The sequence below is a fragment of the Acidicapsa acidisoli genome (assembly GCF_025685625.1).
Lineage (GTDB): Bacteria > Acidobacteriota > Terriglobia > Terriglobales > Acidobacteriaceae > Acidicapsa > Acidicapsa acidisoli.
Map to the genome: position 1 here is coordinate 614,428 of NZ_JAGSYI010000001.1, position 15,217 is coordinate 629,644.

The 15,217-nt window shown below is 58.5% G+C and carries 15 protein-coding genes; 11 read left to right on the plus strand and 4 right to left on the minus strand.

The window, feature by feature from the left end:
• Nucleotides 1–121 precede the first annotated feature (121 nt).
• From OHL23_RS02535 to OHL23_RS02545, 3 genes are all read left to right on the plus strand, one after another.
• The gene (locus tag OHL23_RS02535; RefSeq protein WP_263350202.1) at nt 122–322 is read left to right on the plus strand and encodes a hypothetical protein; all 201 of its coding nucleotides are present in this window, start codon (nt 122–124) and stop codon (nt 320–322) included.
• Nucleotides 323–1,261 carry an SDH family Clp fold serine proteinase gene (locus OHL23_RS02540; protein ID WP_263350203.1) on the plus strand — a complete coding sequence of 313 codons (939 nt, stop codon included), beginning with the start codon at nt 323–325 and terminating at the stop codon, nt 1,259–1,261. It begins immediately after the preceding gene.
• 83 nt (nt 1,262–1,344) lie between these two features.
• On the plus strand, nt 1,345–1,878 hold the full coding sequence (locus OHL23_RS02545; protein ID WP_263350204.1) for a DinB family protein: 534 nt from the start codon (nt 1,345–1,347) through the stop codon (nt 1,876–1,878).
• Nucleotides 1,879–1,889: 11 nt separating this feature from the next.
• Here OHL23_RS02545 and OHL23_RS02550 read toward each other — a convergent pair whose 3' ends face one another.
• Complete coding sequence (locus OHL23_RS02550) at nt 1,890–2,669, minus strand: hypothetical protein (protein ID WP_263350205.1); 780 nt, start codon at nt 2,667–2,669, stop codon at nt 1,890–1,892.
• Nucleotides 2,670–2,923: 254 nt separating this feature from the next.
• On the opposite strand from OHL23_RS02550, the gene OHL23_RS02555 reads away from it, so the two are divergent.
• Entirely contained in the window at nt 2,924–4,075 is a 1,152-nt protein-coding gene (locus tag OHL23_RS02555) for a hypothetical protein (RefSeq protein WP_263350206.1), read from the plus strand.
• A gap of 16 nt (nt 4,076–4,091) precedes the next feature.
• Here OHL23_RS02555 and OHL23_RS02560 read toward each other — a convergent pair whose 3' ends face one another.
• Both OHL23_RS02560 and OHL23_RS02565 read right to left on the minus strand, forming a co-directional pair.
• A complete protein-coding gene (locus tag OHL23_RS02560) occupies nt 4,092–5,699 on the minus strand; it encodes a hypothetical protein (protein WP_263350207.1) in 1,608 nt (535 codons plus the stop codon).
• 8 nt (nt 5,700–5,707) lie between these two features.
• Nucleotides 5,708–6,262, minus strand: a complete 555-nt coding sequence (locus OHL23_RS02565) for a YfiT family bacillithiol transferase (protein ID WP_263350208.1) — start codon at nt 6,260–6,262, stop codon at nt 5,708–5,710.
• Nucleotides 6,263–6,727: 465 nt separating this feature from the next.
• On the opposite strand from OHL23_RS02565, the gene tldD reads away from it, so the two are divergent.
• From tldD to bamD, 7 genes are all read left to right on the plus strand, one after another.
• Nucleotides 6,728–8,206: a metalloprotease TldD gene (gene tldD, locus OHL23_RS02570; protein ID WP_263350209.1), complete on the plus strand. Its 1,479-nt coding sequence runs from the start codon at nt 6,728–6,730 to the stop codon at nt 8,204–8,206.
• A gap of 40 nt (nt 8,207–8,246) precedes the next feature.
• Nucleotides 8,247–8,558 (plus strand): hypothetical protein, encoded by a 312-nt coding sequence (locus OHL23_RS02575; protein ID WP_263350210.1) that lies wholly within the window; start codon nt 8,247–8,249, stop codon nt 8,556–8,558.
• Nucleotides 8,559–8,618: 60 nt separating this feature from the next.
• Nucleotides 8,619–9,341, plus strand: coding sequence for a DUF5995 family protein (locus tag OHL23_RS02580; protein WP_263350211.1), 723 nt, complete (start codon nt 8,619–8,621; stop codon nt 9,339–9,341).
• 68 nt (nt 9,342–9,409) lie between these two features.
• Nucleotides 9,410–10,810 (plus strand): TldD/PmbA family protein, encoded by a 1,401-nt coding sequence (locus OHL23_RS02585; protein WP_263350212.1) that lies wholly within the window; start codon nt 9,410–9,412, stop codon nt 10,808–10,810.
• A gap of 10 nt (nt 10,811–10,820) precedes the next feature.
• Nucleotides 10,821–12,143 carry an excinuclease ABC subunit UvrC gene (locus OHL23_RS02590; protein ID WP_263350213.1) on the plus strand — a complete coding sequence of 441 codons (1,323 nt, stop codon included), beginning with the start codon at nt 10,821–10,823 and terminating at the stop codon, nt 12,141–12,143.
• A 25-nt stretch (nt 12,144–12,168) separates the two neighbouring features.
• The gene (gene rpe, locus OHL23_RS02595; RefSeq protein ID WP_263350214.1) at nt 12,169–12,843 is read left to right on the plus strand and encodes a ribulose-phosphate 3-epimerase; all 675 of its coding nucleotides are present in this window, start codon (nt 12,169–12,171) and stop codon (nt 12,841–12,843) included.
• Nucleotides 12,844–12,936: 93 nt separating this feature from the next.
• Nucleotides 12,937–14,565, plus strand: a complete 1,629-nt coding sequence (gene bamD / locus OHL23_RS02600) for an outer membrane protein assembly factor BamD (RefSeq protein WP_263350215.1) — start codon at nt 12,937–12,939, stop codon at nt 14,563–14,565.
• Between the two features lie 121 nt (nt 14,566–14,686).
• On the opposite strand, the gene OHL23_RS02605 is transcribed toward bamD, so the two are convergent.
• On the minus strand, nt 14,687–15,079 hold the full coding sequence (locus OHL23_RS02605; protein WP_263350216.1) for a response regulator: 393 nt from the start codon (nt 15,077–15,079) through the stop codon (nt 14,687–14,689).
• Nucleotides 15,080–15,217: the final 138 nt, after the last annotated feature.

Below are 15,217 nucleotides of genomic sequence, written 5' to 3' on the forward strand. Positions count from 1 at the left end.
CTATAATTTTTCTAAACTGATGGTGCAACGGACGGTTGCCGATATGCACCTTAACAATGAAATTATTGCCTTCCATCGGAAGCCGTGTTAACTTTCCCGGCAAAGGCAAACAGGAGAAACCATGGCATTGGAAAATTCAGCCCTGCCGCCTCAGACTGAGGATACTCTCAGACTGATCGAAACTCACCGTCAACTGACGGGATTCAATGGCTTTGCGTTTGCACAAGAACAGGACACCTATAGCCTCGCACAGCCGTCCCCCTTTCGATTTGTGCCAACAGTGGCTTCGAATGGCGCGGCTACGCTCATGCAAGGAGAGTAATTGCCCAACTGGAACGATGTTTTCAAGGCAATTCAGAACTCGGTTAAGAATGGTGCCCCGGATGCCGTAGACACCTACCGACATAAGGCCCTAAAAAGATTATTTGACCATACCCAGCGGAACATCATTGCTTATTACTCCGGCTGGCTTTCCAAGCCAGGTGTTCAACTTCTTGGTATCAACGACGAAGACATGAACGGATTCATGAACGCCGTTCATGGTCTCGATAAAACGAAGGGTGTCGATCTAATACTTCACACGCCTGGCGGAAGCATTGCGAGTGCGGAGTCAATCGTCAATTATCTCCATCTGATGTTCCAGAAGAATATGAGGGTAATTGTTCCGCAAGTGGCAATGTCGGCCGGAACGATGATAGCGTGTTCATCGAAAGAGATCATCCTTGGGAAGCAGTCAAGCTTGGGCCCCATCGATCCTCAAATACGCGACTTGGCTGCACAGGGCGTACTCAACGAATTCAAAAAGGCTGTTGAGGAGATAAAAAAGGACCCGGATGCCATTCACGTTTGGCGCTGCATCCTCCAGCAATACCATCCAACCTTTCTTGGGCAGTGCCAGCAAGCGATAGATTGGACAAAAGCGTTCGTCGCCGACCAGTTGCGCCAGGTGATGTTTGAGGGCGACCCAGACGCAATACTCAAATCAAAACAAATCGTCGAAGCGTTGAGCGATGCCGACGAACACAAATCGCATGAACGGCATATCCCAATCGCTAAATGTAGGGATCTTGGCCTTAAAGTCGTCGCGCTAGAAGACGACAACGAATTGCAGGAACTGGTCCTAACCGTTCACCACTGCTACATGTTTGTGCTAACAAACACTGGAACATTCAAAATCATAGAAAATCATAAGGGCTCTGCTTTTGCAAAGCAGCAAATGCAATTCCAACTGCCGATGCAGGGAGCGCCACAAAAGCGGTAAACGGGGATGCCCGCTCATCATTCTTGCGGTAAACTTCACGCTGACCTCGGAATCACGGCCAATCCCGTCTGGAGGACAGCTTTATGAAGAGAAACCTTATCCAAACAATCTTGCTGGCGTTTTTGTTGAACGCCCCCGCGATCTTTGCTCAGAAGATGCCGGAAGGGATCTGGGAGGGATACGACGGCGAGTGGACCCACGTTTCTCAGCAACTGATTGCGTTGGCCGAGGCTACGCCTGCCGACAAATTTGCATGGCGGCCTGCGCCGGGAGTCCGCTCCACCAGCGAAGTGTACATGCACATCGTCGACGCGAATTTCTATCTCCTGAGCGTTACCGGCCCCAAGATGCCCGCAGACCTGAAAGAGGGCATGGATACAAAGGTCACCTCAAAGGCCGAGGTGATTTCGTGGCTCAAACGCTCGCTGGATGCCGTGAAACAAGCCCACTTAGCCGCAAAACCCAGCGATCTTGCGCGAAAAGTCCACATCGAAGACAGGGATGCAACCGTCGATGGCATCTATCTCCGCATCATCATCCACGCCAACGAACACATGGGCCAGCTAGTCGCCTACGCGCGCATGACCGGCGTCGTCCCACCCTGGTCGAAGAGCTGACCTCCAACTTGTTATTTCACCAGCTCCGAGACAACTTCAATCTCCTGCTTACGCGTGCCGCCGGGCAGATCGAGTGATCCGAGCACAACGGGCTTGCCCGGCTCCAGGGTCGTCGTCGCCTCAAGCTGAGTCTGGTGAATCATCGGGTCTTGTGCACCTATGCCGGACTTCTCCTCTGCAAGGCTCGATTGCTCTACTTTAGAGCGCAATCTCACACCATCGCCATACCCATCCAGAGTTGCCTCGATTCCCAGACCCACGTCGAGATATTGCACCTGCGAATTAGAGGTGGTGGTTCCGGTATCGTAGCTCCCAGTCATAATCGGCACACGGCTTCCTTGCTTGAAAGCGGACTTATCTCCCGAAGAGACAACCAGAACATAGTGTTCAACTCCGGTACGTTTGCCGTTGTCTGTATCTGCGATCGTGTAAGTAAGTCGATAGATTTTCTTCGGGCGATCGAGATCCGCAACGATCTTCCTCGCCAGCGCTATATCTTCGGGAGATGCCCATAACGAGATGGCGCGCTGCGACATTATCCCGTAGATCTTGGTCCGGGGCAGCATATTGCGCAGGTTGGTTTGAATATCCTGCAGATCGTTATCGCGCGTAACATACGTGAGAAAAATTGTTCCGTAGGTGCTGGATGCAGCTTTTGCATCGGCAGCCTTACCCTCGGCAGGCTCAGTCTGTGCCCCGGCAGTTAGCGCAAAGAGCATGAATGCGAAGCCGGCGAGCATCGCAGAAAAATTCATCCAATGACTTAGAGTTGCGTCCTTCTTCAAAATCATCTCTATTCCTCCAAGTTAGCCATCAGAAGAACGCCAAGGTACGCTGCGAGATTGCTGCTTTGAGTTGTCAATTGTTTGGGTTCTTCTAGCGAAAATGACGCGCTCGATAAACTTCCGCTCAATAATAATTCCGATTTCTTACGAACCGAAGTGCAGCCAGCTATCGCCAGTTCTGTGCTAATCTCCGATTCAAAGGCCCGCATCTGTCCACCCGGCTCTCGGTTCACGGTTCAGGCGGAAGGAGAACCCAATCTATGCGATCCTTCTATCTCTGTTTATCGGTCATGGGTTTATCCGTTCTGGCGCTCTCCTGTATCTCAACCAGAACAGCGCTTGCCGCGTCTCACCCAGCAACCAATACCCCGGCCAGCAGGGCCACCACGCAAACCTGGGACAAGACCGCAGCCGCCAGATACCTCGACAGCCGCCAGATCTGGTGGCAGGACTGGCCTCACGCACAAAAGGATCACGGCACGGTCTGCGTCTCCTGCCACACCCAGGTTCCGTATGCGCTGGCGCGCCCAGCCTTGCGCGGACCGCTCGGCGAAACCAAAATCTCCGATCCCGAGCGGGCCATGCTCGACAGCGTGATCAAGCGCGTCAATCTAGGCAACGAAGCCGAAACCTTCTACTCCGACGCAGTGCACGGCCCTGGCAAAACCAAGGAAGCCCGCAACGCCGAGGCGGTCAACAATGCGCTGATTCTTGTCTCCTACGATGCCCGTTCCGGCCACTTGCAGCCTGTCACGCGCAAGGCATTTGAAGCCATGTGGTCCACGCAGGAACAAACCGGCGACACTGCCGGAGCGTGGATCTGGCAAAACTTCCACTTTTCACCGTGGGAAGCGCCCGAAAGCGAATATTACGGCGCAGCCATGGCAGCCGTCGCCGTCGGCATCGCACCGGACGGCTATCGCGACGACCCGAAAATTCAGGGCAATCTGACGCTTCTGCGCGGCTATCTGCGTCGAGAAGCGCCGAGCCAGCCACTCCTGAACCGAATCGCCCTGCTCTGGGCTTCCTCCAAACTCTCAGGGCTGATGACAGGTCCAGAGCGCGAAGCCCTGGCCAAAGAACTCGAATCAAAGCAACACCCCGAGGGCGGCTGGAGCCTGACTGACCTCGGGCAAGGCACATGGAAGCGCCGCGACGATACCCCATTTGATTTGCGCAGCGACGGCTATGCCACCGGCATCATCGTTCTGGCTCTGGAAGAAAACGGCCTCGGCAAGATTCCGGAAGCACACAAAGGTTTAGCATGGATTCTCGCCAACCAGGACAAGGCCGAAGGCCTCTGGCCCGCGTGGTCTGTCAACAAAAAGCGCGCCCCGGAATCGGACGCGGGCAAATTCATGAGCGATGCCGCGACGGGTTTCTCGGTACTGGCGCTGGAAAACAGCCACTGACTGCGATTGCGAGCCGTCAGCCTTCGCTTCGCTTGCGGAAGACCACGCGCAAATCCCTCCTCCAGTGCTCACCGACGGCGATCAACTCCCACTCAACCTGCGGCGAAAGATAGCGCAGAACCGTTTCGTTCGAGGGATGAATCCGCAGAGCCGGAGCCAGCAGCAGCAATTTAGGATCACTGAGAGAAATCTCCGCGCCGGCAAAATACCCATGCCGCTCGAATGCCCCAATCTCCTTGTTCCTCGTCACTTGCCGCTGAGCATTGAGCGCCCTCACGCGAATCCAGTAGTCCAACCCTTGCAGCGGCAGATGCATATCCTCGTCGGCCTTGACTTCCAGCACCACCAGCCGTCCGCCCCGATCCAAAGTTAACAAATCCAGCATCCCGCGTTCGCCGCTGCCAATCGCCGGCACCTGCGAATAAAGAAAATCGCCGCGCAATCCTGGGAAGAACTCTTCCAGACTGATGCGCAGCCGCGACTCCAGCCATCTCTCCGGCTGCAATCGAAAGAGTGGGTCGGCGTGTTCTCCGTCTGGCTGACGGCTCAGAAACAATCGCTCAAGCAATTCGCAGCAGAGCGGTTCCGTCTCGTCATTCAGTGCTGTTTCACTCGCTCCCGCGCCGAACGTAATCTCCTGTTCACGGCTAAAAGAGTGCGCTGAAGCTCCTGTACGCACCCGGGCAAACTCAAGACCATGCAACAGTAGCCCGACCTCAGCGGCTGTCCGCGCCCGCAACTCAACCCGTGCTCGCGCCGCCTCAGGAACAAGCGCCATCACGCGCGCAATGCCCGCCTCGGCACGCTCAAGCGCGGCGGGAATGTCAAAGGCATGTACGAGCCGCGACTCCACATTGCCGATATCGCGGAAGTCGACCTCTACCAGTTCCTCCGACCGCTCATCCAGCGTGAATAGCTGAAAGCAGGCCGCATCATGATTCAGCCAGACCATGCGCTCAGCGGTCGTCTGCGCCTCACCATAGGGCACAACCACTTTCAGCCCGCCGTAGTGCCTGCTTCCATGACGTTTCTGGAGCGACTGTTCCCGGCAGAAGTTCAGCCAGAGCAGACCGAGGGTAAGCACCCCGTCCACCATCGCCGACGACTCATCCGCGCCAACGCCAATGACCGCCTCGGCCGCAGTTCCTCGCAGCAGATGTCCGCGAACATACGCTGGCCCGAAGCTGTGTTCCAAATCCGTGGCCGCCCGAAACCCATCCGGCTTCCATTCCGGAAACGCCCGCAGCAAAACTCTCTCCAACCGGCGAAGATACTGGCGGCGGCTTGCATCCCGCGCCGTCGGAGTGCGCCGGTCGGCATTCGGCACCACTTCCAGCGCCACTGGCTTCGGCGCGCCCATGCGCCGCGTCATCATGCGCAGGCATCCCGCGCGACGCTGCACGCTCACCACCGAGCGGACAAGATTTCGCTCCTCGCTCCAGAGTTGCAGCACACACCGGCCATGCGACTCCGCCACCGAATAGCGAGCCGTACGCATGTCAAACAGCACTCGTCCGTCTTCCAGAATCGCAGCAGCAGGATGCTCTACGACGTACGCTTCCACCATCGCGGCCAAAGCAGCAGGGGTTGCCGCATCCGCCCCGCCGGGTGTTGTCACGGGCATGAAATGCTTTACCAGCCCATCCGCTCACGCAGATTCGCGATGTGCGCGGTATGGTGGCGCGAGTGCCAGGCATACAGCGCCAGTACCTGAGCCAGATTCTGCCGTCCACCTGCGGGATGCACATAGCCCCTGGCAAAATCCGCGTCAGGTAGAGACTCCACCAACGCCACCCAACGCGCGTGGAGCGCCGCAATCAGCGTCAGAGACACGTCGATGGACAGCCGGGAATCTGAAAGCTCGGCCCAGGCCGCCTCATCGTAGGGTTTGATCGTTGGCCAGTCTTCCGTCAACGCGAGCTTGAAGCGCACATAGGAGTTGGCGTGGCTGTCGGCCACATGATGCACCACCTGCCGCAGGCTCCAGCCTCCATCGCGATATGGCGTGTCCAACTGGCTGTCGTTCAGACTGGCGGCGGCAGCCTTCAGCCGCTCAGGAAGCAACCGCAACGTCTCGATATATTCATCATGTTCGACCGCCGTGATGGAGGCAGGAAGCCGGAATCGACCGATCGGGAAGCGCAGGATGTCGATCGCTGAATGTGCAGTCTCAGAATGTACGGTCATGGGCGCAACGATACCAGAATTTATTTATGGAGAAGAAATACAGATTAAGCATGGCCCCGGAGCGCTCTGTCTCCGGAGCCATGCAAGCACGCCGCTCCCAGTCTTAACAGGCGATCTTAGGCGTGGTGGTGGTGATGATGATGCCGATGGTGGTGCCGGCCGGCTGCAAACACCGGACTTGCACAAACCAAGAGCAAAAGGGTGGCGACGATTAGCTTCTTCATGCCCTGAAGAGTAGCACGATTTTCGTCTCCGAATATGACTCGAAAGACGCATGAATCAAGTCGGCTACGGGTAGAGCGAATCATGCTGCGTGTGTCTTCTCTAAGCTCCAATGCAATCAACGCGCCGACAGATAATCCCAATTTGGAATTGCCCGTGCAGACATAAACCCCGGCAGAATCTCTGTGCGAAATCGCCCGCAATTTCAGTCCTTTCCGCTTCAGGCGTACACTGATAAGTACGATGAGTGCAGCTTACGCCCAGCCAATTTCCGACCGTGACATCCATGCGAGGGTCAGCCACAAACGCTATTTTTTCGAGAAATTCGGCATCACGGAGCGGCTCCTCGAACGCTGCCTCGGCGAGGCTCTTTCCGCTGGTGGAGACTACGCCGACCTTTACTTTGAATCAGTTACAGCGACGGCCCTTGGAGTTGACGAGCAGATCGTCAAATCCGCCAGCCAGGGAACAAGCGCCGGATGCGGCATCCGCGTCCTCTCCGGCGAGCGCACCGGCTACGCCTACACGGACAATCTCAGTCCGGAACGGCTGATTCACGCCGCCAAAACAGCCGCGCTCATCGCTTCCGGCCCGGCCAAACAGCCGATACATGGTTTTCAGGACGTACCGGTCGCCGATCTTTACCCTGTCCCGCTCGGCGGCTTCAATCTTGATCTGGCTGCACGTCTTGAACTTATTCAGCGCGCCGACCGCGCCGCGCGCGCCTTCAGTCCCCGCGTGATCCAGGTCCGGGCAAGCTACAGCGAAGAGTTGCGCCGCATCCTCATCGCGGCATCGGACGGCGCATTCGCCTCCGACACGCAGCCGCTGTGCCGCCTGAACGTCTTCGTCATCGCCAAGGACGATCAGAACACCACCCGCGGATCAGCCGGATGCGGCGGACGCGGCGGCCTCGACATCTTCACCGGTTCCAAGAGCCCCGAAAATCTGGCCCGCGAAGCCGCCCGCGGAGCGATTCTGCAGCTCGGCGCAGTCCATGCTCCGGCTGGCGAAATGGAAGTTGTTCTCGGCCCCGGCTGGCCCGGCATTCTGCTGCACGAAGCAGTCGGCCACGGCCTCGAAGCCGACTTCAACCGCAAAAAGACTTCGGCCTTTGCCGGTCTCGTTGGCCAGCCCGTCGCCAGCTCCAAAGTCTCTGTCGTCGACAACGGCACCATCACCGGACGCCGTGGTTCGCTCAACGTGGACGATGAAGGTTCGCCAACGCAGGAAACCGTTCTGATCGAGAACGGCATCCTCAAGGGCTATCTGACAGACAAGCTCTCGTCGCGTCTCATGGGTACGGCCAACACCGGCTCCGGTCGCCGCGAAAGCTACCAGTGCATCCCCATGCCGCGCATGACCAACACGTACATGCTGGCCGGCGACGACGAACCCGAAGACATTATCCGCAGCGTCAAGCGCGGCCTGTATGCAGTCAACTTCGGCGGCGGCTCGGTGGATATCACCAACGGCAAGTTCGTCTTTTCCGCCTCGGAAGCCTACCTGATCGAGGACGGCAAAATCACCGCGCCGGTCAAGGACGCAACCCTGATCGGCAACGGGCCAGAGGCGTTGAAATACGTCTCCATGGTCGGCCACGATCTCAAGCTTGACGAAGGCATCGGCACCTGCGGCAAGGCAGGCCAAAGCGTCCCTGTAGGCGTCGGCATGCCCACTATCAAACTCGACAAGATGACCGTAGGCGGTACAGGTCAGTAACTCGGAACATGTAAACAGGAATTCAGGAATGGGGGATGCAATGACTACTGAAGCTCAAGTCGAAACAGTTTCGATGCCCGCAGCGCAGATGGTGGAGGTAGAAGTAAAACGCTGGCATGGTGCTGCGGATGGTCGCGTCTTCGGGTGGCAGCTCCTGCCAGTCAAAGAGGCATTGCGTCTCCAGGAAGATACCTTCCGCTGTCCCGAATGCCTGGGAAGAGTGCGCCTGCGACCTGCTTCCGCCGAAAAACAAACAGAAGCGTACGCCGAGCACTACAGCAAGAACACCGGATGCAGCCTCGGCGGACACTTCGCAGGAGAAAAGCACCTCCATCCCAAGCCGTTGAACTAAGGCTGAGCTTAAAGCAGCTTAACTACCGAATCTCGCCACTGGCCGCTATAATCAGCGGCCATGTTCCCTTACGACGCGCAGATTCTCACTATCCTGCAAACCACTCCCGCTTCGATCGCCGACGTGCTGGCCACGATGCAGGCGATTGAGGCCCTCACCATCAACGGCGACGGTCTTAAATGGTTCAACCAGCTTTACTTCCAGGTAACTCAGGCAGTCGAGGCTCGCGTCGCTGCGGGCGGCTTCGCCGATGCGGCATTTCTCTCCATGCTGGATGTACAGTTCGCGCAGCTCTATTTCGACGCACTCAAGAATTACCTCTCCAATAACGCGCTTCCCGACTGCTGGCAGACACTTTTCGCGCAGCGCAATCAGACAGCGCTCACGCGGATTCAGTACGCTCTGGCCGGTGTCAATTCCCACATCAACCATGACCTGCCTTGCGCGCTGGTCTCCACCTGCGCCCTAGAAAACATCGCACCACAGCACGGAACCACCCAATACAACGACTACACGGCGCTGAACTCAACCCTCGACAGCCTCATCGACGAAGCAAAAACCGAGCTCAATGTGCGCTTCCTCGGCGACGCCCTGCCGGGAGTTTCGCAGCTTGAAAACACCCTCGCCGCGTGGAACGTCACCGCAGCCCGCGAGTCGGCCTGGAACAACGCCGAGATCCTCTGGCATCTGCGCCTGGAAGCCGGATTGGCCACAGCCTTTCTCGATACTCTCGATGGACTGACGAGCGTAGTCAACAAGACCCTGCTGATTCCAATTCCATAGGGTTTTGTTTATCGGATAGAAATTCTGTCGGAAATCCCGCCGAGACCCTGTTTTGATACCTTGAAGTCATGTCCGAAGCACCCGCAGTTCCGCGATCCGATGCCCAGCTTGATCTGAAATCCCTCGCCGCCGAGGTAGTCGCCCGCGCCACGAAGGCCGGAGCCACGGACGCCGAGGCCGTCGTCAGCGAAGGCGATGAGTTCTCCGTCTCGGTCCGCATGGGCGAGGTCGAGACCCTTCAGGAATCGGGCGCGCGCGGCCTCGGACTTCGCGTATTCGCAGGCAAGCGCTCCGCTTCGGCCTCCACCAGCGACCTGACCCCGGACGGCATTGAGCAATTGGTCTCGGGAGCCATGGCTCTCGCCCACGTGACCGAAGAGGACGCCTTCGCCGGTCTGCCCGATGAAGCCGATTTCGGCCAACTGGAAGGCGATCTGCATCTCTACTTCGATGACGTCTACTCGCTCTCAGGAGCCGAACGCATCGATCACGCTCGACGCGCCGAGGCGGCAGCGATGGCATTTGACCCGCGCATCACCAACTCTCAGGGCGGGCACTTCGACGCCGCAACGGGACGAAAAGTCCTGGCCAATTCCCGCGGATTTCTCGGCGAGTACCGCAGCAGCTATTGCGGCATCTCCGCGGCCCCGCTCGCAATGGACCCGAACGGAGCCATGCAGCGCGATTTCTGGTCTTCCAGCGCGCGCCGTCTGGCTGACCTCGAATCCCCGGAATCCATCGGTCAGGAAGCTGCGCGGCGCGCTTTGCGCCGGCTGGGCGCACGCCGCGTCCCGACGCAGCGTGTTCCGATCGTCTTTGCGCCGGAGGTTGCCCGCTCGCTCATCGGTCATCTCTTCGAGGCAGCATCGGGCGACTCGATCTGGCGTTCGGCGTCTTTTCTCGCCGGACAATTGGGAGAAATTATCGCCGCGCCCACCATCACCATCGTCGACGACCACACCATGCTTCTGCCCACCGGCGTCGGCGGCTTCGGAACCTCGCCGTTCGATGGCGAAGGCCTGCCGACCCGGCGCACCGTCGTCGTCGAAAACGGCGTGCTGCAAACGTATCTGCTCAACACCTACACCGCACGCAAGCTGCAAATGCGCTCGACTGGGAACGCGACGAGAGGATTGGCAGGCAGCCCGGGCATCGGCTCGGGCAACCTGTATCTGGTGCCCGGCACGCAAACTCCGGAAGAGATCCTGGCCGAAATCCCCGCCGGTTTCTACGTCACGAGCCTGATGGGATTCGGCGCAAACATGGTCACCGGCGACTACTCCCGTGGAGCATCCGGCCTGTGGATTGAGAACGGCGAACTCACCCACGCCGTCGAGGAAGTCACCATCGCCGGCAACCTGCGCGAGATCTTCCGGAACATCACCTCCATCGGCAACGATCTTGTCTTCCGCAGCTCGGCCGCTTGCCCCACCCTGCGGGTGGACGGCATGACCGTGGCTGGCGCGTAGAATTCCTGCCATGCTGCCCCAGAGCCTGCCCTTCGATTCCGGCAATCCCGACGACGCTTTGCGACAGCTTCCGTCACGCAAAGCTGTCTTCGCGCTGTACGGAGAAAATGAGGCAGCAGAACCCTACATCGGCGTAACTCCCGACCTGCGTCGCCGCCTCGAACGCCTGCTTCGCCCGGCAAAGGGTCAGACCAAGCGCCTGCAACTTGTCTCCCGCGTCCGCCGCATCGCCTGGCAGCTTACCGGCTCGGAATTTGAATCACTTCTGGTGCAATTCTCCCTGCTGGAGCAGGTGTACGGGCCGAAAGCCCTGGAGCGGATGCACCTCCGCGCACCGGCCTTCGTAAAATTCCACGGCGGCAACCCCTACCCGAGGCTCACCGTAACAAATCGCCCCGGACAAAAAGAAAGCCAATGGGCCTTCGGGCCGTTTTCCTCTCGCACCGCTGCCGACCGTTACTCGGAAGAACTGCTCAAGCTCTTCCTGCTGCGCCGCTGCGAAGACAATCTCTCGCCCTACCCGGAACATCCCGGCTGCGTCTACGGCGAAATGAAAATGTGTCTTGCGCCATGCCAGCAGCGCTGCACCGACGCACGCTACGCCGAAGAAGCCGAGGCCGTGCGTAGTTTTCTGGCCACTCGCGGCGAGAACAAGCTCGTCACGATCCGCGAACTGCGGGACCACGCCTCCGAAGAACTCGAGTTCGAGACCGCCGCAAAACTCCACGCGCAACTTGAAAAGATCGAATCAGTCCAATCCCTCGCCTCCGAGCTGGTTCGCCCTCTGAATGCCCTACGCGCCTGTGTGATTCAGCTCTCTGCAGAGCCCGACGAAGTCTCCATCTTCCTCTATGACAACGGAGAATGGCGAGGCCCTGCCCGCTTTTCCATCCTCGGAATGCGCATTCAGAACGAGCAATCCGGTTCCAGCTCCCTCTACGCACAGCCCATGGCGATCCAGCCGGTTCCTGAGCCCGATAGCCCAGGTGCGGCCAAATCGGCGCGTGACTTTCTCGAATCGCGCATGCAAGCGGCGATCGACTCCATGAGTTCGGCTAGGAATTCGCCCCAACGTGCTACAAACTCCACAATCCGCCAGGGTCATCTGGCCCTCCTGACCCGCTGGTACTACCGGCCTCAGCAGAAACGCGCAGGCGAAGTCTTCTTTCCGCTCAGCGAAGGCCGCTGGCCGCTCAAAGCGATACTTCGCGCAGTTGGCCGTATCGTGGCCGCGAATCTTCCCAAACCGGCTCCGGCTCCGCCCAGTTCTGCTTCATCCAGCCCGGCGCAACCGCTCTCGCCTGCTGGTACACTTGAGCTGTCCGGGAGCTAGCCCCGATCCGGTCTCTGGTTTGAATATGGTTGAACTGCTTCCGTCGATTCTTTCCGCCGATTTTGCCCACCTTGCCGACGAAGTAGCGGCGGCAGAGCGTGGCGGCGGCACTGTGATTCACGTCGATGTGATGGATGGGCATTTCGTTCCCAACATCACCCTTGGGCCACCGGTCGTCAAAAGCCTGCGCAAGGCAACCAGCCTGCCGCTCGACTGCCACCTGATGATCGACAACCCCAACGAATACATCCCCGCCTTCGCCGACGCCGGGGCCAACTGGATTGGCGTCCATTACGAGACCTGCCCCCACCTGCACCGCACCATCGAGCTCATCCACAACCACGGCATGAAAGCCGGTGTGGTCCTCAATCCGGCCACCAGGGTCGAACTGATCCTCGATATCCTGCCGATGTTGCACCATGTCCTGATCATGAGCGTGAATCCCGGCTTCGGCGGGCAGAAATTCATCCCCTTTTCGCTGGAAAAGATTCGCAAGCTGGCGCAAATCCGAAAAGACCTTGGACTGCGGTTTAGAATTGAAGTCGATGGCGGCGTGGCTCACGATACCATTGCCCAGGTCGTCCAAGCTGGTGCGGACCTGCTCGTAGCGGGAAATGCTGTCTTCGGCGATGGTAACGCCGAGCGGAATGCTCAAGAACTGCTTGCGGCTGCGAAAAAAGTAGCGGGCGAAGCCAGTTGATTTGAAAGAACCTGCTGCAACAGCAGATCAGTTTCAGGGACCAGAAGCGCAGCAGCGGCGATCCCCGGCAGCGTGCAGCGAGATTGAGGTGGTATGAATTTGTTTTCACACAAGACGTCTTTCCAGATGTCGGGCAAAATGCCGGGCCAGCTGCCAGGCAAGAAATCGGTAGCTCACCCCGGCAAGTCCGCGCGGCGGGTCTTCGCGACAGTCGGCGTTCTCGCGCTCACGCTGTCGATGATTCCGGCCAACGCCGAGACCAAGAAGCCGAAGAAGAAGAAAAATGAGGATCTCAGCGCCAATCCCCTCGCGAATGTAGCCAGCCGCCAGCCGGACAAGGAGTTGTACGACAAGGCGATGGTCGCGCTGAAGAAAGGCCGCTTCGACGTCGCACGCCTGGATCTGCAGACCCTGCTCAATACCTATCCCAACTCCGAGTACCAGATGCGCGCCAAGCTTGCCGTAGGTGACGCCTGGTTCAAGGAAGGCGGCACGGCTGCGCTGACCCAGGCCGAGGCCGAGTACGAGGATTTCATCACCTTCTTCCCGCAGGCGCCTGAGGCAGCCGAGGCGAAGATGAAGGTCGCGGACATCTACTTCATGCAGATGGAGAAGCCGGATCGCGATTTCGTCAACGCGCAAAAGGCCGAGCAGAAATACCGCGAGATGATCGACCAGTTCCCCGACTCATCGCTGGTTCCGCGCGCCAAGCAGCGACTTCGCGAAGTGCAGGAAGTGCTGGCTGAGCGTGAATTCCTCATCGGACAGTACTACGCCAGCCGGTTGAACTGGGCAGGAACAATCGCCCGTCTACAGACCGTGGCTGACAGCTATCCGCTCTACAGCAAGAGCGACGAGCTCTGGATCACCATCGGCGACGCCTACTCCGGCGAAGCGCACTCCGTCCAGGCCGCCAAGGGGCTGCCCGGCGCGGTTCGCGAACGCCTGCAGCAGGTTTATCTGGACAGAGCGGCTGCAGCTTACGGCAAAGTGATCACCCGCTATCCGATGGCCCCACGCGTCGAAGATGCGCGTGAGCGGCTGATTGCGATGAACCGGCCTGTCCCCGAACCGACGCAGGAAGCCATTGCCGAAAACGATGCCGAAGAGCGCAGCCGCCAGGCTGTCCGTTTCACCGACAAGACTCTGGGCATGATCAAGCACGGACCCACGGTGGTTGAGGCCGCCCACGTTGGAGACCCGACGATGGTATCGCCGGCGCGCACAATCGCGCCCGCAATCACCAAGGAGAATCAGCAGATCTTCGCCGCCGCCTTCAAGGCAAGCCAGCCCGGCGCACCCGCTGAATCTGCGGCAGCTCCTCAGCCGACCGGCGCCAACGAGCCGCCTCGTTCCGATCAGCCGCAGGCTCCATTGCAATTTGAAACGGCACCCGGCGTAGGCAGTGGCGGGAACAGCATTGGCGCATCCATTGTGAGCGCGCCTAACTCTGCCCCGGCAGCGCCAGCCTCCAAGCCTGCTGAAGACCCCAACGCTGTGCTCAAGGCCGTCGGAACAACCCAGACCGTGCTTCCCGCGGCTGAGGCTCCTGCCGAGGCTCCTGCACAGGTGAACGACATCAAGCCCGGCTCGGTGCCGCAGCAGACAGCCGCGGACGCCAACGCCAAGCCTACCAAGAAGAAGCCGAAGCTGGATGAAAGCGACGAAGCTTCGAGCAAGAAGAAAAAGAAGAAGGGTCTGTCTAAGCTGAACCCGTTCTAAAAGACCGCAGTTAGTTTTGCCAACCTGTTTCAAGCAAGAGCCCCGCCATCATCCGAATCGATGGCGGGGCTTTTGACATTTGCGCCGGACTCTCGAAGATTGAACGATGCCCAGGTCGATCTCAGATAACGACCTCCTCCGTCACGTTCCTTATTTTTCTCAGCAGATCGGTAGGATGGATAGGCTTCGAGAGCAGTTCGAAATCATGTCCATTGGTCCGGGCGACCTCAAGTAGATTGGCAGTCGCAGCCTGCCCCGAGAAAAGCAGAACTTTGCATTGCGGAGAAAGCTCTTTCACTCGAATCGCCAGGTCAATCCCGGATAGGGTTGGCATTACGACATCGGTGATAAGCAGATCCGGGGCCTGCTGTTCGGCAGCCGAAAGCGCTTCAAGCGGATCGGTAAATGCGATTGCGTCAAACCCGTTACGCTGAAGAATAGTAGCCAGAGTTGATGCGATGATGAATTCGTCATCGACCACGAAAACACGGGATGATACACGCGGATCGGACACGGAAATCCTCCATGGAACGATGTACTGACAATCATTTCTGAAGTGAAGATCATCCTGAGCTCAGAGGCAGATAAATATTGAGGGAGAACTGCCATTCAGAGGCTATCGTCCTCTATCTTGAAGCGTACGTTCGACATC